This window comes from Streptosporangium brasiliense (genome assembly GCF_030811595.1).
Taxonomy (GTDB): domain Bacteria; phylum Actinomycetota; class Actinomycetes; order Streptosporangiales; family Streptosporangiaceae; genus Streptosporangium; species Streptosporangium brasiliense.
Map to the genome: position 1 here is coordinate 3141160 of NZ_JAUSRB010000002.1, position 26460 is coordinate 3167619.

20 protein-coding genes are annotated in these 26460 nt (G+C 71.3%); 4 read left to right on the top strand and 16 right to left on the bottom strand.

The window, feature by feature from the left end; translation table 11 throughout:
• Positions 1-5: 5 nt before the first annotated feature.
• Positions 6-1277 carry a chymotrypsin family serine protease gene (locus J2S55_RS23145; RefSeq protein WP_306864672.1) on the bottom strand — a complete coding sequence of 424 codons (1272 nt, stop codon included), beginning with the start codon at positions 1275-1277 and terminating at the stop codon, positions 6-8.
• 419 nt (positions 1278-1696) lie between these two features.
• Entirely contained in the window at positions 1697-2470 is a 774-nt protein-coding gene (locus J2S55_RS23150; RefSeq protein WP_306864675.1) for an NPCBM/NEW2 domain-containing protein, read from the bottom strand.
• A gap of 413 nt (positions 2471-2883) precedes the next feature.
• On the opposite strand from J2S55_RS23150, the gene J2S55_RS23155 reads away from it, so the two are divergent.
• Positions 2884-5331: a M14 family zinc carboxypeptidase gene (locus J2S55_RS23155; protein WP_306864676.1), complete on the top strand. Its 2448-nt coding sequence runs from the start codon at positions 2884-2886 to the stop codon at positions 5329-5331.
• Positions 5332-5350: 19 nt separating this feature from the next.
• Here J2S55_RS23155 and J2S55_RS23160 read toward each other — a convergent pair whose 3' ends face one another.
• The 4 genes from J2S55_RS23160 to J2S55_RS23175 form a co-directional block, all read right to left on the bottom strand.
• Positions 5351-6244 carry an alpha/beta hydrolase gene (locus J2S55_RS23160; protein WP_306864677.1) on the bottom strand — a complete coding sequence of 298 codons (894 nt, stop codon included), beginning with the start codon at positions 6242-6244 and terminating at the stop codon, positions 5351-5353.
• 18 nt (positions 6245-6262) lie between these two features.
• Positions 6263-7588, bottom strand: coding sequence for an MBL fold metallo-hydrolase (locus tag J2S55_RS23165; RefSeq protein ID WP_306864679.1), 1326 nt, complete (start codon positions 7586-7588; stop codon positions 6263-6265).
• Positions 7589-7622: 34 nt separating this feature from the next.
• Positions 7623-8453, bottom strand: a complete 831-nt coding sequence (locus J2S55_RS23170; RefSeq protein ID WP_306864681.1) for an NAD(P)H-binding protein — start codon at positions 8451-8453, stop codon at positions 7623-7625.
• Between the two features lie 69 nt (positions 8454-8522).
• A complete protein-coding gene (locus J2S55_RS23175) occupies positions 8523-8681 on the bottom strand; it encodes a hypothetical protein (protein WP_306864685.1) in 159 nt (52 codons plus the stop codon).
• Positions 8682-8763: 82 nt separating this feature from the next.
• Between J2S55_RS23175 and J2S55_RS23180 the strand changes: the two genes are divergently transcribed.
• Together J2S55_RS23180 and J2S55_RS23185 are read left to right on the top strand one after the other, a co-directional pair.
• Positions 8764-9627 carry a LysR family transcriptional regulator gene (locus J2S55_RS23180; RefSeq protein WP_306864687.1) on the top strand — a complete coding sequence of 288 codons (864 nt, stop codon included), beginning with the start codon at positions 8764-8766 and terminating at the stop codon, positions 9625-9627.
• A gap of 263 nt (positions 9628-9890) precedes the next feature.
• Positions 9891-10832 carry a hypothetical protein gene (locus J2S55_RS23185; RefSeq protein ID WP_306864693.1) on the top strand — a complete coding sequence of 314 codons (942 nt, stop codon included), beginning with the start codon at positions 9891-9893 and terminating at the stop codon, positions 10830-10832.
• A gap of 60 nt (positions 10833-10892) precedes the next feature.
• Here J2S55_RS23185 and J2S55_RS23190 read toward each other — a convergent pair whose 3' ends face one another.
• From J2S55_RS23190 to J2S55_RS23210, 5 genes are all read right to left on the bottom strand, one after another.
• Positions 10893-11327 (bottom strand): MerR family transcriptional regulator, encoded by a 435-nt coding sequence (locus tag J2S55_RS23190; protein WP_306864696.1) that lies wholly within the window; start codon positions 11325-11327, stop codon positions 10893-10895.
• A gap of 22 nt (positions 11328-11349) precedes the next feature.
• Entirely contained in the window at positions 11350-12363 is a 1014-nt protein-coding gene (locus J2S55_RS23195) for an MDR family NADP-dependent oxidoreductase (RefSeq protein WP_306864699.1), read from the bottom strand.
• 236 nt (positions 12364-12599) lie between these two features.
• Entirely contained in the window at positions 12600-13913 is a 1314-nt protein-coding gene (locus J2S55_RS23200) for a maltokinase N-terminal cap-like domain-containing protein (RefSeq protein WP_306864700.1), read from the bottom strand.
• A gap of 4 nt (positions 13914-13917) precedes the next feature.
• Positions 13918-15621, bottom strand: a complete 1704-nt coding sequence (treS, locus tag J2S55_RS23205; protein WP_306864703.1) for a maltose alpha-D-glucosyltransferase — start codon at positions 15619-15621, stop codon at positions 13918-13920.
• A gap of 45 nt (positions 15622-15666) precedes the next feature.
• Positions 15667-17820, bottom strand: a complete 2154-nt coding sequence (locus tag J2S55_RS23210) for an alpha-1,4-glucan--maltose-1-phosphate maltosyltransferase (protein WP_306864706.1) — start codon at positions 17818-17820, stop codon at positions 15667-15669.
• A gap of 352 nt (positions 17821-18172) precedes the next feature.
• On the opposite strand from J2S55_RS23210, the gene glgP reads away from it, so the two are divergent.
• Positions 18173-20755 carry an alpha-glucan family phosphorylase gene (glgP, locus tag J2S55_RS23215; protein WP_306864709.1) on the top strand — a complete coding sequence of 861 codons (2583 nt, stop codon included), beginning with the start codon at positions 18173-18175 and terminating at the stop codon, positions 20753-20755.
• Between the two features lie 92 nt (positions 20756-20847).
• Here the strand turns inward: glgP and J2S55_RS23220 are convergent, their stop codons facing one another.
• The 5 genes from J2S55_RS23220 to J2S55_RS23240 all read right to left on the bottom strand — a co-directional run bounded on the left by J2S55_RS23220 (position 20848) and on the right by J2S55_RS23240 (position 26452).
• Complete coding sequence (locus J2S55_RS23220) at positions 20848-22785, bottom strand: N-acetylmuramoyl-L-alanine amidase (RefSeq protein ID WP_306864711.1); 1938 nt, start codon at positions 22783-22785, stop codon at positions 20848-20850.
• Positions 22786-23133: 348 nt separating this feature from the next.
• The gene (locus J2S55_RS23225; protein WP_306864713.1) at positions 23134-23496 is read right to left on the bottom strand and encodes an ArsR/SmtB family transcription factor; all 363 of its coding nucleotides are present in this window, start codon (positions 23494-23496) and stop codon (positions 23134-23136) included.
• A 168-nt stretch (positions 23497-23664) separates the two neighbouring features.
• Positions 23665-24168: a hypothetical protein gene (locus J2S55_RS23230; protein ID WP_306864715.1), complete on the bottom strand. Its 504-nt coding sequence runs from the start codon at positions 24166-24168 to the stop codon at positions 23665-23667.
• Positions 24165-24980 carry an alpha/beta hydrolase fold domain-containing protein gene (locus J2S55_RS23235; RefSeq protein ID WP_306864717.1) on the bottom strand — a complete coding sequence of 272 codons (816 nt, stop codon included), beginning with the start codon at positions 24978-24980 and terminating at the stop codon, positions 24165-24167. Before J2S55_RS23235 ends, J2S55_RS23230 begins: the two co-directional genes overlap by 4 nt.
• On the bottom strand, positions 24977-26452 hold the full coding sequence (locus J2S55_RS23240) for an MFS transporter (RefSeq protein WP_306864720.1): 1476 nt from the start codon (positions 26450-26452) through the stop codon (positions 24977-24979). Before J2S55_RS23240 ends, J2S55_RS23235 begins: the two co-directional genes overlap by 4 nt.
• Between the last annotated feature and the right edge of the window lie 8 nt (positions 26453-26460).

Below are 26460 nucleotides of genomic sequence, written 5' to 3' on the forward strand. Positions count from 1 at the left end.
GGGGCTCATCCCAGGACGATCGATATTCCGGGGAAGGAGGCCACCGCGTTGCTCCACGGGGTGTAGTACATCCGCCAGGCGCAGGTCCGGCCGCTGGTGACGTAGCCGGTGCACGGCACCGCGGTGCCACCGTCGATGGCGGTGTTGACGCCCGCCGCGTACACCTGGGCGGTGTTGGCGGAGTTGATGACCTCGACCGAGCCGCCGCTGTCGCCCTGCCCGACGGCGTTGGTGTGCGCGGACTGCTCCGCCCAGACGGTGCCGGTGATCCAGTATCCGACGTTGATGCTCACGCCGGTCTGCTGGACCTGGATGCTGCAGTTGGTGCCCGAGTAGGCCCCGGAGGTGCACACCCACAGGCCGACGTAGCTGCCGAAGGTGCCGATCACCGGGTTGCTGAACTCGCTGGCGGTGTTGCCGACGACGTTGTTGAAGACCCGGCCCTGCGATCCCGCGTTGATCAGCAGCACGTCGCGGCCGTTGTCGTCCTCGGAGATGTTCCCGATGACCTGGCCGGTCGGATCGGTGGCCGTGTTGCCCACCGCCCCGCAGTGACCGGCGGAGAGCATCTTGGTCACGCCTCCGTGCGAGACGGCGAAGCCGGTGGAGCAGCCGCCGCCGCTGGTGTTGCGCCAGGCGCCCCCGCCCCACCACGGCGGCGAGTCGTCCCAGCGGGTCGCCAGGGTCGGGCGGACGCCGACCTCCACGGTGACCGGCACCGTCACGTCGGTGAGCGCGGAGCGGGCCGACCTGGCGCTCAGACCGGTCACGGTCAGGCCGGAGCCGTCGGGCCGGGGCGCGACCGAGGTGATCACACCGCCGGCCTTCCGGGTGATCCGGGCGGTCTCGCGTGCCAGCTCGCGCGCGGAGTAGCGCGCCGGCAGGACGCTGACGGCGACGTCGCCGCGGAGCTCGCCGAGGAGGGCGTCGACCGCTTCGGGAGTGTCGCCCTTCCAGTAAAGGCGTAGTCCGTGGTTCTCCGGTGCGGCGATGATGCCGGCGTAGCCGTCGGCGCCCGGCTCCCGGGCCGCCGCGGAGATGCGGTCGGCGGCGCGGACCAGCCGTTCCTGGGTGGCCAGAAGCTCCTTCCACGAGGCGAAGCCGCCCGGTACCGGACCGGCCTGCTCGATGGCCTGCGTGCGGGTGTCCTTGGCGGGCTCCTGCGCGACGGCGGCCTGGGCGCCACCGATCGCCGTGGCCACCAGGGTGGCTCCCAGCGCGATCGCGAGACGGCGGGTGAACCGGCTCGCCCTTTCGATGGTGGGGGGAGTTTCCACCGGGATTTCCTCCTTGCGGGGGGTGAGGTGAGGAACCCGGTATTTCATGGTGTTATGGGGTAATCAATGGCTTGACAGATTACTTCACAGAAAGTAAGGCGATATTAAACATTGCCGTATGGCGGGATTGGGGGCTGCGTTTTACCGGTCCGGAGCAATTCGGGTGGCGGCGTTCCCGCTCCCCCGTCTGCGGGAATGATTCTCCTGCGGTCGAATTCGATGATTCGGATCCAACAGGTGCTCCGGGCGCGTTGTGAGGAGAAGTTCATGTCGCATCGGCCCGCAGAGGATGACCGTGATCGCGGAGGGCCGCTCCCCGGGGTGACCGGCCGGGCGCCGTGCCTCCTGGGCGGGGTGGCCGGGAGCGGGCTCCCGTCGCCCGGCCTCCCGCCGTGCGGCCTCCCGCCGTCCGGCTCCCGTCAGGAGACGAACTGGGTGTCGATCCAGGCGGCCGTCGCGCCGTTGCCCTCGTCGATGTCATCGCCGCCCAGCAGGGAGACCTGGAGCCGCACGCGCGGCTGTCCCGACACGTCGGCCTCGATCGTCGTCGGTGTCCGGTAGTCGACGTCTTTCCTGGCCAGGGCCTTGCCGTCCAAAGTGAGGACGCTGAACTGCAGGCGCACCGTGGGGTTCGGCGACTGGCGGTCGATGCCCACGCGGGCGGTCAGTCCGGTCGCTCCGTCCGGCACCGGGTAGTCGAGCCATCCGATGATCGCTCCCGGGTCCTCCACGGTGCAGATCATCGCGGGGAACTTGTCCTCGGCCCCGGCGAGGGCCGCTGACCCGTCCTCCCAGTAGCCGCGGCCGTAGTGCTCCGGGGCGCACTCCTTGGTGGCCGCGGCGTCGCCGGTCTTGAGCGGGGTGCCTCCCGGTGCCGGGCTGCTCTGCGCCTGCGGCCTCCCGTCCGCCGGGGCGGTGACCGTCGCCGTGGCCGTCACCGTCGCGGTGACGCTCCGCGTCACGACCGCCTTCTCGCCGATCACGCCGGCCGCCACCTCGGCGGCCCTGCCGGGGTTGTTGACGGCGGCGACGTAGATCGCTCCCGAGGCGGTGATCAGTGTGCCGACGACCGTCCCCACGACGGTGATCCAGGTGGTGACGCGGTCCGGCCTCGTCGGGGCCGCGGCCCGGGTGTCGCCGGGGGAGGTCTCGGGGTGGCCGTCCGGCGGATTCTCGCTGCGGGTGGGAGACATGCGGGACCGTGCCTTCTTCTGGAGCCGACAGGACCGTGCGGGGAGCCAGAAGATCCATTTTGCCGATCCGTCCTGGCTTTGAATAGTTTCCCAGGAAATCCGGTGGTGGGTCGGAAATCATCCTCCGGAGCCGGGCGATCGACGCCGGACAACGGAGCCGGCCGGTCCGAGCTGCGACATCGGCGATTTTCCGCTGCATTGATCACGGTGGTGGATAAACTGCGGATCCGGGTGATGGGCGGAAGGCCGCCGCCTGCCGCGCGAGCGCCGGGAGCGGGGCGGCACGCGGCATCGGACGCGTTTACTCCGGTCCTTGACGGTGATCCACCATTTTGTGAAGATTCTTGCCGATTGCGCATTTCCTGCCGGGTGACCTGCTGTCCGGGGCCGTGCGCCAACTGGAGGAATCTCTTATGGGGAGCTCTCGCAACGGCAGGAGAGCCGGCCGCCTCGCGGCCCTGCTCGCCCTGCCCGCCGCCCTCGGTCTCAGCTCGGTCCCCGTCCTGGCCGACCCGTCCCCGCCACCCGGTGAGGTCGCGCCCGACCGGCTGTCCGGCGCCGGTCAGGACGGCGTGGCCCTGCTCCGCGTCGTCGTCCCCGACCAGGCCGGCGTCGACCGGCTCAACTCCATGGGCGTCGACCTCGCGGAGTACAAGAAACCCGTCGACGGCGGTTTCGAGGTGCACGCCGTACTGAGTCCCCGGGAGGCCCAGGGGCTGCGCGACCTCGGATTCGACGTGGGCGGTGCCATCTCCGACCAGGCGGACGTTGCCGAGAACGCGACCGAACGGCGGGCCGCGATCGCGCTGGCGGCCGGGGCGGCGGAGGAGACCGACCGGCTGACCCCGCTCCGCGCCGAGTGGTTCACCAGCCTCGACGGGCAGCGCTTCCTGTCGGTGGAGGTGAAGTCGAGCGCCACCGACGCGCAGACGGTGCTCACCGTCACCTGGGACAGCGGCGAGGGGACGGGCCCCGACTCCGGCGGCACCGCGACGATGTCCCGCTTCACCGACGCCGGCCAGTACATGTACCACCGGTTCAACTCGCCGCTGTCCGTCACCGCGGCCCCCACCCGGGCCACGGTCACCAGCAGCCGGGGCGGCTCGGTCACGGTGCCGGTGACCAAGTGGCTGGGCGCCCCGCGCAAGGCGCCGGGCAGGCACTACGTCGCGGACTTCGTCGACCACTACATGGACCCGACCGAGGTGACCGGCCGGATCACCGCGCTGGCCCGGGAGTTCCCGAGGATCTCGCAGATCGTCGACCTGCCGTACCGGACGAACGGCTACCGCCGGGCGGCGCAGGCGCAGTTCGGCGCCGCCCCGGCGAGCACGTTCCACGTGTCGTCCAAGGCGTACGGGTCCGAGGGCGGCAACGACGTCAGCCTGGCCCTGGTGAGGCCCGAGACCGCCTCCGGCGCGCTGAGCGTGTCGGTGAACGGCAAGGACGTCGTGGTCACCCTGGCCACCGACGGGTCCGCCGCGGTCAGCAGCACCGCCCGCCAGGTGGTGGCGGCGCTCAACGCCGACGCCGCGGCGTCGGCGCTGCTGAGCGCCGCCACCTACCGGGGCGACGCCGGCGGCGGCGTGGTCGCGGCGGCACCGGCGACCAGGCTGACCGACAGCCTGAAGGCGCCCGACAGCGTCTCGCGCGACCCGTTCCAGGTGAAGGCGCTGCGCATCGGCAAGAAGCGGGACGGTTCGAAGACCGGCGTCTTCCTCTACTGCCAGGAGCACGCCCGCGAGTGGGTGACCCCGCTGGTCTGCGTGGAGACCGCCGAGCGGCTCCTGCGCAACTACGCCCGCGACGGGCGGACCAGGAAGGTGGTCGACGACCTCGACATCTTCATCATGCCGACGGTCAACCCCGACGGCGCCCACTACTCGATGTACGACTACAACTTCCAGCGCCGGAACATGACCAACCACTGCGCGGCCGAGGCGGCCGACCCGGCACGGCGCAACTCCTGGGGCGTCGACCTGAACCGCAACTTCTCGGTCGGTTCGGTGTTCGACGGCTACAGCGGCGCCTCGACGAACTGCACCAGCGACACCTTCGCGGGCCCGGCCGAGCTGTCGGAGCCGGAGGCGCGCAACGAGGTCTGGCTCACCCGGCAGTATCCAAACATCCGGTTCGCGATGAACACGCACTCCTACGGCGGCTACTTCATGTGGCCGCCGGGGGCGTACAAGGCCGCCGGACGCGAGGTGCTGCCGCGGGTCGACTACGGCACGGAGAGCTTCTTCTGGGACGCCTCCGGCCACATCCTCTCGGCGGTCCAGTCCTGGCGCGGCACGGCGATCTGGCCGGGCCGCACCGGTCCGGTCCCGGACGTGCTCTACTCGGCGGCCGGTAACAGCGCCGACGAGCACTGGTACGGCCGGGGCGTCATCGGCTGGGACTTCGAGGTGGGCGCCGACCTCTACGACCCGGCGACCAAGCAGTTCCGGGCGGTCGGCTTCCAGCCGGACTTCGCCGAGGGACACGAGGAGGCGATGGAGTTCGCGTCCGGCCAGATCGGCATCCTGGAGATCGCCCGGGCCTTCGCCGGCGACAGGGACCGTCCCCGGTCGGACCTGAAGGTGACCGGCCGGACCGGCACGTCGGCCACGTTCACGTTCACGACCGACGAGCCCGCCAACGTTCACTACACGCTGGACGGCAGCCGTCCGACCCTGAGCTCGCCCAAGCTCGCCGCCGCGGGGATGCGCGAGGGAGCACAGCAGCTCACGGTCGGCCGGACCACCGAGGTGCGCTGGTTCGCCGTGGACATCGCCGGCAACGTCGAGAGGGGCTACCGGCCGGACGGCCACGGCGACGGCTACCGCAGGCAGCGGGTGGAGGTCGGCGACCCCCGCTGATCCCCTGTCCGTCAGCCCCCTATCCGCGGGGCAGCGTGCGGGTGAAGTGGGCCGCTGCGGCGTCCGCCGCCGTCGTGACCTGCGGTTCCTGGTCATAGAAGGCGAACTGGTCGCCCTCGGTCCAGACGAGATCCTTGGGCCCGGCCAGCGCGGCGTGGAAGCGCCGCGCCCCGTCCGGGATGGCGGCGTCCTCGCTGTGGACGAGCAGGACGGGCTGGGCGATGCGGGAGGCGAGGGAGATCGAGTCGTAGCCGAGCCAGTCCGGCCATGCCATCACCGCGAAGCGGTTGGGCCACTGCGGGAGGCCGCCGCGGTCGGGGTTGAGGTAGAAGTCGATGTCGAACGGCATGGCGGCGCGAGGGTCGGAGCCGCTGACGACCGGCACGTACTCGACCTCGCCGGTCGCCTCGTACTTCGCGCGTGCCCGTGCGGCCTCGGCGAGCTTGTCCGCGACGCCCTCCTCGCCGCCGTACACCTCCCGGCAGATCTCGGGGTCGTGCAGCCAGGGCGCGACGAGCGCCAGCGACCGGACGCGGGGATCGTCGACGGCGTTCCCGCTCATGTACATCGCGGCCGCGCAGACACCGAGGGCGCCGAGACGGGCGGCGTTCACCGCAGGATGTTCGGCGAGGAAGGTGACCGCGTGGTTGATGTCGCGGACCTTCCGTTCCGGCACCTCGTGGTCGCGAGGCTCGCCCTCGGACTCGCCGTAGCCGGTGAAGTCGAAGGACAGGGCGGCGAACCCGCGGTCGGCGAGCCGTTCGGCGTACCGGTCGGCCATCAGCTCCTTGACGCTCGTCCAGGTGCCCGCCACCACGATGCCCGGCGCCGGGCCGGTGCCGCCGGGCAGGAACAGGTTCCCGGTCAGCGTCACGTCACCGGCGGAGAACTTCACCTTCTGTACGGTGGTCATGAACGTTCGCTCCTTCGATCAGTTCGCATAGGTCAGTTCGGCTTCGGTGATGGACGGGCCGTCGACGGTGAAGGCGTAGTAGGCGTCGAAGCCTCCCTGGCCGCCGGGGGCGAAGCGCACCAGGAGGCGCTGGTGACCGGGCCGGCTCTCGGCGACCCTGATGACGGTCAGGCTGCCGCCGATGACCTCGGCCCGGGCCCAGTCGCGGATCGCGGCGCGCCCCTTGAAACGCCGCCCGACGTCGACGAGCTCCGCGTCGGCGGCGAACGCTCCCGCCAGCGCGTCGAGGTTCCGGCCGTTGACCGCGGTGACGTAGGCGCTCACCGGCGCGAGCAGCCCGTCCGCCGCTTCCTGGGGGGTGTCCGCGCAGGCGGCAGGCGTCTCCGCGGGGTCCTCGGCGGACAGCTCGCGCGCGACGGCCTTGATGTTCTCCTGCACGATGGTCGGAAGGTCCGCGACCGGTGGGTAGCCGGGGTAGGCGCGGTCCAGCTCGGCGATGATCGACTTCTGCTCGCCGGGGCCGACCGTCCTGCCCTCGGGCGAGTCCGGGGCGACGGCCGGCCGGACCAGAGCGCGGAACACCTGGAGATACCGGCGCTGCTCGTCGATCAACGCGCGGGCCGGGCCTGCGGTACCGTGTCCCGGGTACATCGTCCTGGCCCCGGAGAAGCGCCCACCGAGCTGATCGAGGATCTGGAGCCAGCCACAGCTGGTCCCCTCGATCAGCGCGGGCGTGACCTTACCGGTCGCCAGGTCACCGGAGAAGAGGTCACCGGTGTCGGGACGGTAGTAGACGTCCGCTGTGTCGGACTCGCCGTGGGCGAACGTGGCGGTCTCGAAGCGGAGGCCGCCGACCTGCAACGGTGCGCCGTCCTCGAAGGTCCGGTCGGCGTAGGTGACCTTGGCGGGGAAGTCCGCGTTCGCCGAGCGGGCCAGCGGGTAGAAGCCCCGGCTGTCCTCCCGCATCGTCTTGTCGGTCGTCCTGGACGCGTAGATGGGGGCCTCGGGGAACGCCTCGTGGAAGGCGCCCGCCCCGCCCACATGGTCGGGATGGGAGTGGGTGAGCAGGATGGCGGCGACCGGCTTTCCGGTCTTCTCGATCTCCGCCACCGCTTTCCGGGCATCGGCCGGCGTGCGCAGGGTGTCGATGAGGATCAGGCCCTCCGGCGCCTGGATCCAGTAGGTGTTGACCGAGCCCGGGTTGGACGAGGCGAAGCGTCCCGGCTCCGCCTTCTGCGCGGTCGGCGCCGCGGGCCTGTCGTCGTTCGAACAGCCCGCCACCGACGCGATCGCGCATGCGGCGGCGGAGCTTGCGGCGAGAAGGCGCCGCAATCTCTGGTTCATCTGGAGCCTTGGTGAGGTTGGGGTGCGAGGAGGTTCAGCGGAAGTCGTCCGCGTGGGCCTGTGCCCACTGCTCGAAGGTGCGGGGCTCGCGGCCGGTGACCTCGCGGACGGTCGGGCGGACGATCGACTCGTCGAGCGAGCCGTTCACGTAGAAGTCGAAGAACGCGTCCACGTACTCGACGGGCATGGTGGCGAGCAGGTCGGTGCGCGCCTCCTCGTCCGTCAGGCCCACGGACTCCAGATCGCGGCCGAGGACCTCGGCCAGCACGGCCACCTGGTCGGCGGGTGGCATCGCGACCGGACCGGTCGGCCGGAGGATCTCGCCCCGGTACTCGTCCGACAGCAGCGCGCGGGCGGCGACGGCCCCGATGTCGTACGGGTCGACGCTCGCCGCGCGGACGTTCGGGAACGGGACCCGCACCCGATCGCCGGACCGGAGCTGCGGCAGCCAGCGCAGGGCGTTGGACATGAACGCGCTCGGCCGCAGGAACGTCCATGGCAGCCCGGACTCCCGCACGGCGGACTCGGACGAGGCCATGAAACGGGTCACCGCGTTGGTCATGTCGCCGCTCCCGGCCGAGCCGCCGGACAGCAGCACGACCTGTTCCACTCCCGCACGCCGGGCCTCGGCCACCAGGCCCGGCATGTCCTCGTACCCGGGGAGCAGGAACACCGCGCGGGCCCCGCCCAGCGCTCCGGTCATGCTCCCCGGCCGGTTGAGGTCACCCGTCACCGCCTCGACGCCGTCCGGCAGCGGTACGGTGTCCGGCTTCCGCACCAGCGCCCGGACGGGTTCACCGGCTGCGGCCAGGGCCCGGACCACTTCGGAGCCGACGTTGCCTGTCGCACCCGTCACCAAGATCATTTCATTGTCCTTCCGGGCGTTCATCAGGGGAGGGGACGGCCGTCGCGGAAGAACCCGCCGGTCGGGCCGTCATCGGGCAGTGTGCGGGGCCAAGCGGCAGGTGCCGCCCGGCGTCCACGGCGGCGGGCCGAACGGATCGGTGAGGCGGCTCGTGACCTGGGACGACGCCGTGCGGAGCGCGGTGGCGCCGCCGACGGTCACCAGGTGGCGATCCTCCGTGGTGCTCATGCCGCAATCGTGGCGTCGGCCTTCCCCGCATGTCCAATATCTGCTGTAATAGCCGACCGTTATGGATGCTCATCTGCGTGACATGAGGTATTTCGTGGCCGTGGCGGAGGAGCTCAGCTTCACCCGCGCGGCCGAGCGCCTGTTCATCTCGCAGCCGGCGCTCAGCAAGCAGATACGCCAGCTCGAAGAGCTGATGCGGGTGAGGCTGTTCGACCGCGACCGGCGCACGGTGCGGCTCACCGCGCCGGGCGAGGCGCTGCTGCCGGCCGCCCGCCGGCTGCTCCAGCAGTGGGACGAGGCCCAGCAGGCCGTCGACGCCGCCGTCGCCGCCGTCGCCTCACGGCTGACCGTGGGCATGTCGACCAGTGTCGGACGCGGCCTCCTAGGAACGCTGCGGGAACGGTTCACCGAACGCCAGCCGGGCTGCGACCTGCGGCTGCGCCAGGTCAACTGGACCGACCCCACGGCGGGCCTGGCCGAGGGCGAGGTCGACGTGGCGTTCGTCTGGCTGCCGTTCCCCGGTCAGGACGATCTCAACATCCGGGTCGTGGCCCGAGAGCCGCGCTGGGTCGCGTTCCGGCACGACCACTGGCTGGCCGGACGGGACGAGGTCGCCTTCGCCGAGCTCCTGGAGGAGAACTTCCTGGCGCTCCCCGAAAGCGCCGGCCCGCTCCGCGACCACTGGCTCGCGACCGACGAGCGCGGCGGGCGGTCACCGGTGGTCTGCACGACCGTGACGAACGCCGAGGAGACCTTCGCGGCGCTTGAGAGCGGCGACACCATCGTTCTGCTCGCCGCCGGCAACGCCGAGATCTACCGGCGGCCGGGGATCATGACGATCCCGGTCACGGGTCTGTCCCCGAGCGTGCTCGCCCTCGCGTGGCGGCCCGGCGATCATCGCAGCACCATCCGCGACCTGGTCGAGGCCCTGTCGCCCGAGCCGTAGCGCCCCCGGCACCGCCGGGGCCGGCTGAACGGCGGGCCGGCCGGCCTTCTCCGGCTGAAGCAGAATTCATGCTGATCTCATCTGATATGCCGGAAACACCTCATGTTTCATGAAGATCCGTCACACTCTGCATATCGCCCTGTACGGAGCGATCCCGCCTGCCTGCTCCGGCCCCGTGCCGAGCGGAGAACGGCGGGGCCCCGCACGGCGACCATCCAGGTGTTGTTCTTCGCCGCATAAGCCATGAGCATGAAGGAGAAGGCATGTTCCCGACGACAGGCATCGCGCCAGGCCGTGCGCACCGGACATCCGTGGTGTCTGGCCTCCTGCTGGCGCTCCTGGTCGCCGCCGGACTGGCGGGCCCGCAGCGCGCCGCTGCCGAAGAGGCCACCACGATCACCATCGGGCAGCCCGGACACATCACGCTCACCGCGTCCAGGACCGTCGCCCCCGGTGCCGAGGCCCTGCTGGACCTCGTCTACACCAACACCTCGGACCGCAGGATCGAGACGGCCCCGCTGACCATCACCTTCGCCCCCGAGGCCGACGGCAGTCTCGACGCGGGCGACCTGTCCTGGTGGTCGTCCGATGTGGAGGGCCACACGCGGGCCGTCACCGGCGACACCGCGAGCCGCACCGTCACCGTCGACTGGGGCGACTTCGATCCGGGCGACACGAACCGCACGCTGATCTATCTTCCTTTCAAGACCACCGCGTCGGGCCAGGTCCCCCTGCACGCCACCCTGACCGAGAACTTCGGTGACGGCCCCGTCACCACCGACCTCGGCGACCTGACGATCAACGAGACCCCGCCCGCCGCCGACCTCGCCGTCTCGCTGGCGGCCTCCCCCAAGGGGTTGGGCGTCGTCTACGCGACCTTCACCGCCACCGTCACCAACCGGGGGCCGGCCACCGCCACCGCGGCGCGGCTGCGCTTCACCTACCCGGCGGGCTTCGCCCGGCCGGCGGCCCCGGGCTGCGCCGCCGACACCGGGGCCCGCACCGTCACCTGTGACCTCGGCTCCCTGCCCGCGGGCGGCTCGGTGACCAGGTCCCTGGGCCTGCACACCCAGCTGCTGACCATCAGCAACCGCCTCACCGTCACGGCCGGACGTCTCGACAGCGCCCCGGCCGACACCCAGCCGGCCAACGACACGGCCTCGGCCACCTGCTCCGCCATCACAGGTCTGCTCGTCATCTGCTGACCCCCGCGTCACGGCGGCCCCGGCACCCTCCGTGCCCGGGGCCGCCCGCCCCGCGGCTCGTCAGGCCGCCTGCTCCGGCCTGTGGTCACGCGCCTGGTCGGGGCCGAGGAACAGCTCGCCGAACCGGTGGTTGAGCGCCTCGGTGAGGCGGGCGCGCAGCTCGGTCAGCCGTTCGATGCGCCTGTCGAGATCGGCCAGCCGCCGGCCGGTGACCTCGGCGACCGGGCAGCGGCTCGACCCGTCCGTGACGGTCGCGGAGACTTCACCGTCCGATGGGAACCGCATGTCGAGGACGTGGACGAAGTCCTGTACGTCGCCGATCGTCAGGCCCGCCTCCAGCAGCTCGCGTACGGCCCGCAGCCGGTGGACGTCATCATGGCTGTATTCGCGGTGGCCCGACGGCGTGCGCCGTGCCGCGATCAGGCCCCGCTGCTCGTAGTAGCGCAGTGCCCTCGAGGTGAGACCCGCGGACGCCGCCGCCTCGCCGATGCGCATTTTCAGGTCCTTCCGGTCTGGGTCACAGCTCCACCAGTACCGCACCGATGTGACGTCCTTCAAGCAACTCGCACAATGCCCGCGGCGCTTGGTCGATGCCCGACAGGCGGGCGTGCGGGAAGGTGATGGTGCCCTCGCGCAGCCCACGGCCCAAGTCCCGCATCGCCTGCGGGATCGCGTCCAGATGATCGCTGCCTGACATTCCGCGCAGCGTGATCCCTCGCAGGATGAGAGAGGCGCTGTCGATCTCGACCGGGGCGTTGAAGCCACCGGACAGCTGGCTGGACAGCGCGCCGACAAGCGCGACGCGGGCGCCGCGGCGGGCCACCGCCAGCGCGGCCGACAACTGCTCGCCGCCGACGTTGTCGAAGACCGCGTCGACGCCGTCGGGGGCCGCCTCCCGCAGTTGGTCCTCGATGGGACCCTCCCCCCGGATGACGGCGGCGTCGTAACCCAGCTCCTCGACCAGATACCGGCCCTTGAGCCGGGAACCGGTGCTGCCGATCACTCGCGCCGCGCCACGCAGGCGGGCGAACTGTCCGGCGAGGGAACCGACGCCGCCCGCCGCACCGGACACGAACACCGTGTCGCCGGGCCTCACCTCGGCAGCCCGTACGATGCCCAGCCAGGCGGTCAGTCCCTGCGAGAGATGGGCGGCCACATCGGGCAGCGCCTCGGGGTCGACGCGCTGCGCGGCGGCCGCGTCGACGGCCGCGTACTCGCGCCAGCCTTGGGTATGCGTGACGAGATCGCCGACGCTCAGGCCGGCGCCCGGCGCGGCGACCACTTCGCCGAGGGCCGGGGCCCACGGGGTTTCGCCCAGTCCGTACGGCGGCATGGGCAGGCCGGCGCCGTCCCCCACCAGGGTGCGCATCACGGCGACGACGCTCATGAGACGGTTGCGCACGAGCACCTGGCCGGCTCCGGGCTCGGGGACCGGAACCTCGACGACGTGGAAGTGATCGGTGCTGAGCGCCCCTTCCGGGCGAGCGGTCAGGTGCACCTCGCGATGGGTGGCTGGGACGGCGACGGTCATGGTGGCTCCTCGGCAGGCCGGACGCCGCGCAGGACAGTCCCGCACGGGCTTTGAAGGCTGTCGCCGACGACGTTAAAGCTTGACGCTTACGTCAAGTGCAAGCCCGTTCCGGGACCGGACCTTCCGTACGGCTCGTGCGACCGGCTCACGGAAGCGGGTCCCGCGACCGGCTCCCGGGACCGGGGCGCGGAGCCAGGTCCTGACAGGCGGCACCGGTGGGGGACCCCGGCGGTCCTCTACCGCTCGACCTGGAAGGCGGCCATCGGGATGGGCAGCCAGGCCGGACGGTTGCGGGCCTCGTAGGTGACCTCGTAGACGGCCTTGACCAGCTCCAGGGCGCGCAGCAGGACGGCGTCCTCGGCCTGCAGGCGGCCGCCGCCGGCGGAGTAGCCGGCCAGGAAGGAGGAGCGGTTGAGCTCGGCCCATTCGATGGCGCGGGGGCGCAACTCGTCCGCGTCGGGATGGTCGGCCAGCAGGTGGCGGGCGGCGTAGTCGAAGGAGCGGAGCATGCCGGCCACGTCCCGCAGCGGGGAGGACAGGGCGCGGCGTTCGGCGAGGGGCTGGCCGGGCTCGCCCTCGAAGTCGAGGACGACCCAGTCGGTGGTCGTGCGCATCACCTGGCCGAGGTGGTAGTCGCCGTGGACGCGCTGGACGGGGATCTCGGCGACCACGTCGGCGACCCGCTGGTAGGCCTCCTGGGCCACCGGCGCGTAGGCGGCGAGCTGGGGCACCTCGGCGATCGCGCCGGCCAGGCGGCGGCGGTGGTCCTCGACCATCTGCTTGACGTCCTGCGACTCCATCACGTCGGTGGGGAAGGCGGCGGCCAGCTCGCGGTGGACCTCGGCGGTGGCCACGCCGAGCCGGTAGGCCTCGGAGCTGAAGTCGCCACCCGCGTCGCAGGCCGAGGGGTCGAAGCTGGCGTACAGGTCGCGGACGCTGGCCAGGGCCAGGGCCCAGCCGTCGTTGGCGGTGGCGAGGAACTCCTGGGTCATGGCCAGGGTGGTGGGCTCGCCGTCGAGGTCGGTCTCGATCCAGCCGTACGGCTGCGCGATGTGGTGGGCGCCGTGCCGGGCCAGGGCGGTGACGATCTCCAGTTCGGGGTTGACGCCGGGGATCAGGCGGCGGAACAGCTTGCAGATGTAGGTCTCGCCGTACACCAGGGAGGTGTTGGACTGCTCCGCGCCGAGCACCAGGCTCCGCAGGGAGGTGTCGATCTCCACCCCCTCCAGGTGGCGGAAGCGGAGCGGGCCGAGGTCGTGGCCGTCGGCCATCCCGGTGAGCAGGGTGCCGGTGAGGTCGGGGTCGTAGGCGGCGTCGTAGTAGCCCTCGCCGATCCGGGCGTGGCTGTAGCGGCCGGAGGTGTGCCCGTCGGCGCCGAGCAGGAGCTGGTAGCGGTCGTGCGTCCCGGCCTGGTGGACCGAGATGATCAGATGGCGCAGGCCGGGGGCGAGCTCGACGTCGGAATCGATGCCGAGCTCGTCTATCGGCCGCCCCTTACCGGCGAACCATCGTTGATGGGTGATCCAGCCGGTAAGGAGCTGCGTCAACACGGCTTTACGCCTCCTGGGTTACGGGCGGCAGGGTGAACCAGTAGAACCCATGCCCAGGAAGCGTCAAAAGATACGGAAGTTCGCCAATCGGTGGGAACGGAACTCCGCCCATGGTCTCCACGGGCACCGATCCCTCGAACCGGCGCAGGTCCAGCTCCACCGGCTGCGGGAACCGCGAGAGGTTGTTGACGCACAGGATGCGGTCGTCGCCGAACTCGCGCACGTAGGCTAGGACGCTCGGATTGGAGGAGTTCAGCTCGGTGAACGCCCCCAGGCCGAAGACCGGGTGGCGCTTGCGGATGTCGATCATCCGCTTGGTCCAGTGCAGCAGCGAGCCGGAGCTCTTCTGCTGCGCCTCGACGTTGATCGCCTGGTAGCCGTAGATCGGGTCCATGATGACCGGCAGGTAAAGCCGGCCGGGATCGCAGTTGGAGAACCCGGCGTTGCGGTCCGGGCTCCACTGCATCGGGGTGCGGACGCCGTCGCGGTCGCCCAGCCAGATGTTGTCGCCCATCCCGATCTCGTCGCCGTAGTAGAGCACCGGGGACCCGGGCAGCGACAGCAGCAGCGCGGTGAACAGCTCGATCTGGTTGCGGTCGTTCTCCAGCAGCGGGGCCAGCCGCCGCCGGATGCCGACGTTGGCCCGCATCCGGGGATCCTTGGCGTACTCGGAGTACATGTAGTCGCGCTCGTCGTCGGTCACCATCTCGAGCGTGAGCTCGTCGTGGTTGCGCAGGAAGATGCCCCACTGGCAGTTCTCGGGGATCTTCGGCGTCTGGGCCATGATCTCCGAGATCGGGTAGCGGGACTCCCGCCTGACAGCCATGAAGATGCGCGGCATCAGCGGGAAGTGGAAGGCCATGTGGCACTCGTCGCCGCCGGTGGCCGGGTCGCCGAAGTATTCCACGACGTCGGCCGGCCACTGGTTGGCCTCGGCCAGCAGCACCCGGTCGGGGTAGAGGCGGTCGACCTCGGCCCTGACCCGCTTGAGGTATTCGTGGGTCCTGGGCAGGTTCTCGCAGTTGGTGCCGTCCTGCTCAAACAGGTAGGGGATGGCGTCCATCCGGAACCCGTCGATGCCGAGGTCCAGCCAGAACCGCAGCACCTCCAGCATCGCGTCCTGGACGTCCGGGTTCTCGTAGTTGAGGTCCGGCTGGTGGGAGAAGAACCGGTGCCAGTAGTACTGCTGCCGCACCGGGTCATAGGTCCAGTTGGACGTCTCGGTGTCGACGAAGATGATCCGGGCGTCCTTGTAGCGCTCGTCGTCGTCGTTCCAGACGTAGAAGTCGCCGAACGGGCCGTCGGGGTCGTGGCGGGAGGACTGGAACCAGGGATGCTGGTCGCTGGTGTGGTTCATCACCAGGTCGGCGATGACCCGCATACCTCGCTTGTGAGCCTCGTCCACCAATTTCACGAAATCTCCGAGATCGCCGAACTCGGGAAGGATTTTCATGAAATCCGCGATGTCGTAACCGCCGTCGCGGAGCGGTGACTCGTACAGGGGCAGCAGCCAGAGGCAGTCCACACCGAGCCACTGGAGGTAGTCCAGTTTGTCGATGAGACCACGGATGTCTCCGGTGCCGTCTCCGTTGGAGTCGGCGAATCCCCGGATGAGCACCTCGTAGAAGACGGCGCGCTTGAACCAGTACGGATCGCGCGGCTTCTCCTCGTCGAAAGTGTTCGGGATTGGCTCAGGTAGCTGACTCACCAGTGGACTCCCCGCTGTTCTGCCGGTATCGCGTACCCGGCCGGCTCACCGCTGGTTCGCCGTCGCGGCACGCAAAGTGAAGATGTGTGCTGGGTGGATATGGGGATCGAGGCGCACGTAGTTGTTCTGTCGCCAGCGATAGGACTCGCCTGACAGCTCGTCGTCGACGAAGAACTCGGCATGCCAGTCGAGACCGAGAGACGGCATGTCCAGCGACACCGTCGCCTCATGGGTGTTGTGTGGATCGAGATTCACGACCGTCAGCACCACATCGCCCAGGCCGTGCCGTCGTGTGGCCGTGTCGTAGGCGCCGGGCAGCCGCTTGGAGAAGCAGACCACGTCCGGATGGTCGACGCTATGGAACCGTAGGTTACGCAGTTCCTGGAGCGCCGGGTGTGCTCTTCGGAACAAATTAAGTTGCGTGATGAAGGGGGCGAGGCTACGGCCTTCCCGCTCGGCCTCTACCCAATCGCGAGGTCTGTACTGATATTTCTCGCTATCTAGGTATTCTTCGCTGCCCGGTCGAACTGGGACATTCTCCGCAAGTTCATATCCGGCATACACCCCCCAGGTCGGCATCGCCATCGCCGCGAGGACCGCTCTGATCCGGAATGCCGGGACTCCCCCGTGTTGGAGGTATTCGTGGAGGATGTCAGGGGTGTTGACGAAAACGTTCGGCCGCAGGAAGTGCGACGTCTCGTGGGAGAGCTCGCCCAGGTAGTCCTCGACCTCCCGCCGCGAGTTCTTCCACGTGAAGTAGGTGTACGACTGGTGGAAGCCCACCTTGGCCAGCGCCTGCATCATGGCCGGCCGGGTGAACGCCTCCGCCAGGAACAGCACGTCCGGATCGGTGGAGTTGATGTCGGCCAGCAGCCGCTCCCAGAACGCCACCGGCTTGGTGTGCGGGTTGTCCACCCGGAAGATCCGCACGCCGTGGTCCATCCAGAGCCGCACCACCCGCTTGACCTCGGCGTAGATGCCCTCCGGGTCCTTGTCGAAGTTCAGGGGGTAGATGTCCTGATACTTCTTCGGCGGGTTCTCCGCGTAGGCGATCGAGCCGTCGGCGCGGATGTTGAACCACTCCGGGTGCTCCTTGACCCACGGGTGGTCGGGCGCGCACTGCAGGGCCAGGTCGAGGGCGACCTCCATGCCCAGCTCGCGGGCCTTGGACACGAAGGCGTCGAAGTCCTCGAAGGTGCCGAGGTCGGGGTGGATGGCGTCGTGCCCGCCCTCCTCGGAGCCGATCGCCCAGGGGGAGCCCGGATCGTACGGCTCCGGCGTCAGGGTGTTGTTGCGGCCCTTGCGGTAGCTGTGCCCGATCGGGTGGATGGGCGGCAGGTAGACGACGTCGAAGCCCATCTTCGCGACGGCGGGCAGCCGCTTCGCTGCAGTCGTGAAATTTCCGGATTTAGGGGCGGTGTCCCGGTCGACGATCGCCCCCTCCGACCGGGGGAAGAACTCATACCAGGAGCCGAACAGCGCCCTGCGCCGGTCGACCCTGATCACGTGCCTGGCCGACCTGGTCACCAGATCCCGGAGCGGGTGCGCGCGCAGCAGCTCCGCCGTGTCCGGGAGCTGGGCCACCGAGAACCGGGCGCGCGGGTCGAGCTCCTTGTCACGCAGCTTGGCCGCCACCGACAGCAGCGCGGCCCGGTGCCCGCAGACGTGGAACTCCGTGACCGCCTCCCGCCCGGCCGTCCGGGTGCCCGCCGCCGTCGCGCCGCCGGCCCCGCCCGCCGTCCCGCCGCCCGCCGCCTTCGCGGTCGCGGTCGCGGGCTTGCGGGCCGCGCCTCCGCAGTCGGCGGGCCGTACGGCCTTGGCCGCGCGTTCGAAGAGCCGGGCGCCCTCCTCGCACATGAGTTCGGCGTCCATGTCGCGCGGGATCTTGATACCCGCGTCGTGGAACCAGGTGGCCATGGGGTCGCTCCACGCCTCGACGCGGAAGTGCCAGTCGCCCTCGGCGGGCAGCGTCACCTCCACGCCCCAGCGGTCGGTGCCGGGAGCCAGCTCCCTCATGCGCAGCAGCGGTCCGCGCACGCCGTCCGGGCCGGTCAGCACGGCTCCGGCGGCCACCGCGTCGTGTCCCTCCCGGAACACGGTGGCGGTGATCTCGAAGGTCTCGCCCGCGGCGGCCTTGGCGGGGCGGCGCCCGCAGTCGACCGTGGGCTGGATGTCCTGGATTGGGATTCGTCCGATCATCGCGTCTCAAGGTAGCGACGGCACGCCCGGTACCGCCGGAAAAAAGTCAGTAAAAAAGATCTTCGCTTTTTCAAATGTCCCGCGACCGGCCTCGGGGCAGGACTACGTCCCGCCTCCGCGTGGATGGCCGGTTCCGGGAGGCGGAGTATTGCGGCCCATAGATGCGTTGCCCCAATAGTCCATCTTCATGCGTGTAGGCGGAAGAGTGCGGGACCTTTCACTCTCCGGCGAGTTGCCCGAAGACATGATCAACCCGGCTTTGATGTGTTTGGGGGTGATTGATAGCGGTGAGGGGGAGACGCGTGAGTGTTTAGGTCGCCCTCGTGGCGCTGAGTAACTAGGGTCTGGCAGCGTGAGAGCAATCCGCAGGTTCACCGTCCGCACCGTCCTTCCTCCGGAGCTGGCCTCCCTCGGCGAGCTTGTGCACAATCTGCGCTGGTCATGGCATCCCGAGACGATCGACCTGTTCGCCGAGGTCGATCCGGTCGTCTGGGAGCGCGTAGGCCACGACCCCGTCGCCCTGCTCGGCGCGGTCGACGCGGGCCGGCTCCGCGAGCTGGCCGCCGACCGCCGTTTCCTGAGACGGGTCGCCGACGCGGCGGACGACCTCCGCGAATACATGACCGCGCCGAGGTGGTACCAGACCATCCCCGACGCGCCCCGGGCCATCGCCTACTTCTCGCCCGAGTACGGCATCGCCGCGGCCCTGCCGCAATACTCCGGTGGGCTGGGCATCCTCGCCGGTGACCACCTGAAGACCGCCAGCGACCTCGGCGTGCCGATCCTGGCGGTCGGCCTGCTGTACCGGCACGGCTACTTCACCCAGTCCCTGTCGCCCGAGGGCTGGCAGCTGGAGCACTATCCGTCCCTCGACCCCGGCGGACTGCCGCTGACCCTCCTGAAGGAGGAGGACGGCACGCCGGTGCGGATCGCCCTCGGCCTGCCCGAGGGGCGCGTCCTGCACGCCCAGATCTGGGTGGCCCAGGTGGGGCGGGTCCCGCTGCTGCTGCTCGACTCCGACGTGGCCGAGAACGACACCGCCGCCCGTGACGTCACCGACCGCCTGTACGGCGGGGGCACCGACCACCGGCTGCTGCAGGAGCTGCTGCTGGGCGTCGGGGGCGTCCGCGCCATCCGGGCCTACTGCCGGGTGAGCGGCCATCCCGAGCCCGAGGTGTTCCACACCAACGAGGGGCACGCGGGCTTCCTGGGCCTGGAGCGCATCCGCGAGCTGACCGAGAGCAGGCTCTCCTTCGAGGAGGCCCTGGAGGCGGTCCGCGCCGGGACGGTCTTCACCACCCACACACCCGTCCCCGCGGGGATCGACCGCTTCCCGGCCGAGATGATCGCCCGCCAGTTCGGCGGTGACAACGCGTGGCCCACGGTCCCGGTGGAGCGCATCCTGGCGCTCGGCGCCGAGGAGGAGCCGGGCAAGTTCAACATGGCCGCGATGGGCATGCGGCTGGCCCAGCGGGTCAACGGGGTCTCGGAGCTGCACGGCGCGGTCAGCCGGGAGATGTTCCAGGGGCTGTGGCCGGGCTTCGACGCCGAGGAGATCCCGATCGGCTCGATCACCAACGGCGTGCACGCGCCCAGCTGGGTCGGCCGCGAGATCATGGAGCTGGCGGGCAGGGAGCTGCCCACGCTGGTCGAGCGGGCCCAGGGCTGGGAGGGCGTCAACAAGATCTCCGACGCCGACATCTGGAGGATCCGCGGGCAGCTGCGCGGGCGGCTGGTCGAGGCCGCGCGCGAGCGGCTGCGCCGCTCCTGGATCGACCGGGGCGCCTCCCGCGCCGAGCTCGGCTGGATCGACGACGCCCTCGACCCCGACGTGCTGACCATCGGCTTCGCCCGCCGGGTCCCCTCCTACAAGCGGCTCACCCTGATGCTGAGCGATCCCGAGCGGCTGCGCGGGCTGCTGCTCGATCGGGACAAGCCGGTCCAGATCGTGATCGCGGGCAAGGCCCACCCCGCCGACGAGGGCGGCAAGAAGCTCATCCAGCAGATCGTGAAGTTCGCCGACCGGGAGGACGTGCGGCACCGCATCGTCTTCCTGCCCGACTACGACATGGCCCTGGGGCAGCTGCTCGTCCAGGGCTCCGACGTGTGGATGAACAACCCGATCCGGCCGCTGGAGGCGAGCGGCACCTCCGGGATGAAAGCCGCGCTGAACGGCGGGCTCAACCTGTCCATCCGCGACGGATGGTGGGACGAGTGGTACGACGGCACCAACGGCTGGGCCATCCCCACCGCCGACGGTGTCGCCGACCCCGACCGCCGTGACGAGCTGGAGGCCGGCGCGCTCTACGACCTGATCGAGCACGAGGTGGCCGACCGGTTCTACGACCGCGCCTCCGACGGCCTGCCGCTGCGCTGGCTGGAGATGGTCCGGCACACCCTGACCTCCCTCGGCCCCAAGGTCCTGGCCGGCCGGATGCTCCGCGACTACGTGGTCGACCTCTACACCCCGGCGGCCAGGTCGGCGCGTGCCCTGGTGACCGACGGCTACGAGCCGGCCAAGAGCTTCGCCGCGTGGAAGCTGCGGGTGAGCCAGGCGTGGCCGGGGATCCGGGTCGAGCACGTGGAGGCCGCGAACCTGGGCGACGCCCCCGAGGTGGGGGCGGCCCTGGAGCTGCGGGCGACCATCGCCCTGGGTGAGCTGCAACCCCAGGACATCCGGGTCCAGGCCGCCTACGGCCTGGTCGGGCTCCATGACGAGCTGGTCGGCCCGGCCTACACGGACCTGACGCTGGAGGCGGACGGCGACGACGGCAAGGCGGTCTTCAGCGGCACCATCCCGCTGGACCGCACCGGGTCCTTCGGCTACACCGTCCGGGTCGTCCCCGACCACCCTCTCGTGGCCGCCCCCTCCGAGCTGGGTCTGGTGGCCGTTCCGGAGGAGCCGGCGGGCATGACCAACGGCACCCTGCGCTGAGCCGGGGACCGGCCGGCTGAGACCGGCGGGCCGGCCGGGGGAGCGGAAGTCCCCCGGCCGGCCCGCGGTCCCGCCGAGCCGTCCCGGGACGCTCAGGCGACGGAGACCACGACGTCGTCGGCCTTGACGAACATCACGCGGTGGCCGAACTGGATCTGGTAGTACTTCAGCTTCCCGCGGACCACCACGTGCTGGGAGGCGTCGAAGGTCACCGCCCGGTAATACTCGCCCTGGGTGGCGAGGCCGAGGGTGTAGCGCTGGCCGGCGGAGAAGGTGTACTGCAGCGGTGTGATCGCCTGGACCGGCACGTTCGCCGGGTAGGCCTCCGGCTCCGGATAGGCCCTGCCGTACACCGGGACACTGGCCAGGCCCGGCTTGGGCGTCACCACCAGGCCGCGCGAGGGGACCGCGGTGGGCTGGGCGGCGGGGTTGTGGAACCAGGCCTTCTGGCCGAGATACCAGATCGCCGTCCAGTCGCCCTGGCGCTCGGACACGGCGTAGCGCTGGCCGGTGTTGGCGCGGGCGCTGTGGTCGTAGACGCTGTAGAGCGAGTCACCGGTCGGGTGCTTGCCGATGTCCTTGACCAGCGGGGCGTCCTGGCGGGGCTCGGTGCGCAGCCAGATCGACGACGAGCCGTGCGGCGCGCAGTCGGCCGTGGGGTTCTTGCGGTCGCAGCCGTAGTAGTAGGGCTGGTTCTTGTCGTAGTCGGGCAGGATCATGACCGACTCCGCCTTCGGGCCGCCCGAGCCGTGCAGCGGCTTGCCGAGCAGGTCGAAGTAGTGCGCCCAGTTCCAGAAGGGGCCCGGGTCCTCGTGCATGCCGCGCACGGTGCTCGGCAGGGTACCCGGCACGTTGTCGTGGCCGATGATGTGCGCGCGGTCCAGCGGGACGCCGTGCCGCAGGGCCAGGTAGCGCACCAGCTTGGCCGAGGTGCGGTACATCGCCTCGGTGTACCAGGCGCCGCCCTCGCCGAGGAAGCCCTCGTGCTCCAGGCCGATCGACTTGGCGTTGACGTACCAGTTGCCGGCGTGCCAGGCGACGTCCTTGGTCTTGACGTGCTGGGCGATGTGACCGTCGCTGGAGCGCAGCGAGTAGTGCCAGCTCACGTAGGTGGGGTCCTGCACCAGCTTCAGGGAGGGGGCGAAGTAGCCCTCCATGTCGTGGATGACGATGTAGTCGACCTTCTGGTTCCGCGGCCGGTCGGACAGGTCGTGGTTGCCGTAGTCGTCGTCCGGCAGGGCCTGGTAGGGCGCCGGGACCCACTCGCAGGAGACCGTGGGCGGGCACTCGACGCCGTCCCGGCGCGGCCGGTGCAGCCCGAGCTTGTCCAGCCACTTCTCGAACTTCTTCAGGCCGGGTACCGCGGCCAGGCCGACCCTCTGCCCGTCGTCGGTGACCCGCTCGGCGCCGCTCTGGATCGTGGTGTACACCTCGTCGGCGAAGAACTTGGCCGCCTCGGCCTCCTCCGCGCCCGAGTAGCGGGCCACCGCGCCGTACCACTCTGCGGGGTCGGCGCTGAGCGGCGCGCCGAGCTGCTTCTGGTAGTCGGCCAGCAGAGCCGCGCCGCCGCGGATGTTCACGGCCGGGTCGGCGCGGAGCTGCTCGCGGCTCGCGCCGGTGAGCTCGGCGGCCTTCTCCAGGGTCTTGAGCGAGGTGGGGATCTCAGCCGGGGCCGGGGCCTTCCCGGTGACCGTGCGCGGCCGGCTCTCGTCGCCGCGGGGGTCCTCCTCGCCCTGGCCGTGGTGCTCGGCGGCGCCCTCGGTGACGAGCGCGGCGGCGTCGGTGAGGTGCATGGGGCCGAAGCCCGCGGAGTTGCTCGGCCGGCCCGCGTTGGCGTCCCAGCGTGACTCCAGGTAGGACACGCCGAGCAGGATGCTCTCGGGGACGTCGTAGGCCTTGGCGGCCTCGGTGAAGGCCGCCTGCCGGTCGTCGGGGGCCGCCTGGGCGGCCGACGCCGGCTGTATGAGGGCAAGACCGCCGACGGCCATGACGGCTGCGGCCGCCATGCGGAGCGGTGCGGATCGTTGCATGGGGGTGCTCCTCGGCTGGGGGATCCGATGCAAGTCAGACTGCGAAGTTAAGATCGCGATGTCAATAAGTTTCTTCATATTTGTGACAGTTGGAGAAGAGTTTCTTCACCATGCGGGTCCGGCAGGGGGTGAACCGTCATGGATGCGCGCGGATCTCCTCACGCCGGGCGCCGGACCGCTCCCCTCGCGATGGGCGCCGGGCCGCCGGTCAGGCGGCCGCCCGGGGAGCGGCTCCGCGCGGGCACCTCGGCGACGGCCTCCGGCGGCGGCTCCGCGACGGACGCCTGAGGATCGCAGAATGCCGTGCCGGCTTCCCGCGGAAAGCCGGAGAACTGGCCGAACGATTGCCTACGGCGCCGCCGGCGGCTCCCTCAGCACGAGCTCCAGCAGGCCGGGGAAGGCCTCGTCGAACTCCGGCCGGCGCAGCCGGTTGACCCGGCGAGGCCCGGCGTCGCGCTGTTCGAGCAGGCCGGCCTGGCGCAGCACGGTGAAGTGGTGGCTGCGGGTCGCCTTGCTGACCGGCAGGTCGAAGGTGCCGCAGGCACGCGCCCAGTCGGGCTCCCCGGCCAGCTCGCGCAGGATCGCCCGGCGCACCGGGTCGGCGACCGCGTCCAGCGCGGCCTGCAGGGAGACGTCCGCCGGGTGGACGTGGGTCAGGCCACGGGCCCGGGCGGAGCTGGGCGGGCCGTCCGATTCTGGCCGTGCGCTCATGTGATCGACCTCCGTCGAACAGCCTAGGAGATCCTGCGACGGACCGTCCCCAGCGGGTGGCCGGGGCCCGGGGCGGGCGGCGCCGGTGACCGCGGCGGGCGCCACCGGCCGTCCACCCCGCGGCGGCGCCACCGGCCGCCCGTCCCGCGGCGGCGGGCGCGCGCGAGGTCACCGGTCGGCCTCCCGCACGGTGGCGGGGATGATGCGGTGGTCACGCTGGAAGACGAGGTTGTGCAGGTCCGCGGTGGCGATGGCGCGCAGGGTGGGCAGCTCGGCGGCTGCCTCGCCGGGGGTGAAGACGTTCATGGGCCACTGGCCGACGGTGCCGCCCTGCAGGTGCGGGTGGTGGAATCCGGCGCCGTAGAAGGCGTGCAGGACGATCGGCTCGATGCCGGCGGCGCGCTGCTCGGGCCAGGCCAGGGCCCAGACGGCGTCAAGCCCGCCGTCGGCCGTGCGGCGTACGCCGGTGGCGATGATCTCGCCGGTGCCCAGGAGCAGCCCGGAGTCGATCTCGCCGAGCGCCTGGCGGGCGTACGGGTCGAGGAGGGCGACGGCCTCGCGGAAGTGCCGCTCCTTGCCCTGGCGGGAAGCGGCGTGGCCGTGGGTGCCGTCGCGGAGGTCGGCGAAGTGGCGCAGGAGCGCCGCGGCGTGGTCGGGGACGCCGGTGGTCATGTGGTCTCCCGGGAGTGGACGGCGGCGTAGGCGGTGCCGAGCCGGTGACGGAAAGCGGGGTCGGTGAGGAAGGCGCCGTGCCGGCCGCCGGGGAACCGGAGGAGGCGGGTGGGGGTCCCGGCGGCACGCAGGCGGCAGGCGTAGGCGAGCACGTCGTCGGCCACGGGATCGAGGGTGCCGACGGCGAGGACGGCGGGAGCCGCCCCGGTGAGGTCGGTGGCCTCGGCCGGGGTGCTGTAGAGCGGGGTGGGGGCGGTGGCGGCCGGATGGCGTCCGGCGCCGCCGCGGTAGTCGCGCCAGGCCGCCGCCAGCTCGGCCGGGCCGGGGAAGGCGTGGGGGCGGCGGTGATAGGAGGGGGCGTGGCAGCCGGGGTCGATCGGCGGGTAGGCCAGGACCTGCGCGGCGAGCGGCCGGTGTCGGTCGCGCCAGACGAGGGCGGCGGAGGCGGCCAGGGTGGCTCCGGCGCTGTCACCGCCGACCGCGACCGGGCCGGCGCCGTGCTCCTGGGCCCAGTCCATGGCGGCCAGCAGGTCGGTGAGGGCGGCGGGGTGGCGGTGGGCGGGGGCCAGCCGGTAGTCGACGCTGACGACGGTGGCCCCGGCGGCGTGGGCGAGGTCGGCGGTGGCGGCGTGCCAGCCGGCCGCCGACCCGGCGCGCCAGCTACCGCCGTGGGCCCACACCAGCCAGCCGTGCGGGGCGTGCCCGGGCCGGTAGACCCGGGCGGGCACGTCGTGGCCGGGGCCGGGCAGGGTGACCGGCCACCAGCGCCCCCCGGCGGCGCCGGGGGGCCGGTACGTCCCGGGGCGGGTCACTTGACCGCCGCGCGCCTGTCACGGCGGGGGGAGAGGAAGGCTCCGGCGAGCAGCGCGCCGGCCAGGACCAGGGCGGAGTTGACCAGGACGGCGAGGCTGACACCGGACAGGACGGCGTCGGGGCCGGTGGTGCCCAGGGCGGTCATGCGGGCGGTGGCGATGGCGCTCATGATCGGGATGCCCATGGTGATGCCGACCTGCTGGGTCATCGTGGCCAGGCCGGTGGCCAGCCCCTGCTCGGAGTCGGGCAGGCCGGAGGTGGCGGTGACCATGAAGCCGACGATCATCAGCATGTTGCCGACGCCGCCGATGAAGGTGGCGGCCAGCAGCAGCCAGATCCAGGTGCCGGAGGTGCCCAGCGCGACCAGGGCGAGGGTGGCGGCGGCCTGGACGGCGCCGCCGGTGACGATGGTGGTGCGGTTGCCGAACCGGCCGACGGCCTTGCCGCCCAGGGTGCCGCCGATGACGGTGCCGGCACCCAGGACGCCGAAGGCGAGCCCGGTGGCCAGCGGGGAGTAGCCCAGCACCTCCTGCAGGTAGAGGGTGAGCAGGAAGACCAGCGAGGTCTCGGTGACGAAGGCGATCAGACCTGTGGTGTTGCCCCAGATCACGCTGCGGCGCTTCATGATGCGGACGGGGACGAGCGGGGCGGCCGAACGCTTCTCGATGAACCAGAAGCCGACCAGCAGCACGGCGCCGGCGGCCAGCGCGGCCAGGGTGGCAGGGGCGGTCCAGCCGCCCTCACCGGCCTGGGTGAGGCCGTAGACCAGGGCGAGCAGGCCGCCGGTGACGGCGATCGCGCCGGGGACGTCCAGCTTGGGGCGCTCGGCGGGGCGGGAGTCGGTGATGACGGACGGGGCGAGGGCCAGGACCAGGGCCGCGACCGGCACGTTGACGAAGAACGCCCAGCGCCATGAGAGCAGGTCGGTGAGCAGGCCGCCGAGGATGGCGCCGGCGGTGAAGCCCGCGGACATGAGCGCGCCGTTCAGGCCCAGGGCCCTCTCCCGTAGCGGCCCCTCCTTGAAGGCGGTGGTCAGCAGGGAGAGCCCGGCCGGGGTGACGGCCGCGGTGGCCAGGCCCTGCAGCACGCGGGCGGCCAGCAGCATCTCGGGCGAGGTGGCCAGGCCGCCGAGGACGGAGGCCAGGCCGAGCACGGCCATGCCGCCCAGGAACAGGCGCTTGCGGCCGAACAGGTCGGCCACCCGGCCGAACAGCAGGGTGAAGCCGGCCGCGGCCAGGGCGAAGGCGGTGGCGATCCACTGCAGGTCCGACAGGGCGAAGCCGAGGCCGGCGCCGACGACGGGCAGTGCCACGTTCAGGATGGAGAAGTCCACCGCGATCATGAACTGGGCCCCGAGGAGCAGGGTCAGCACCAGCTTCTGCCGCCCTGTCATGCGGGTCTTCTGCCGCTGGTCGGCCGCGGACGCCGGTCCGGCCTCCGGGGCGTGTGGAGCGTGATCGAGCACGGACATGGGAGTCC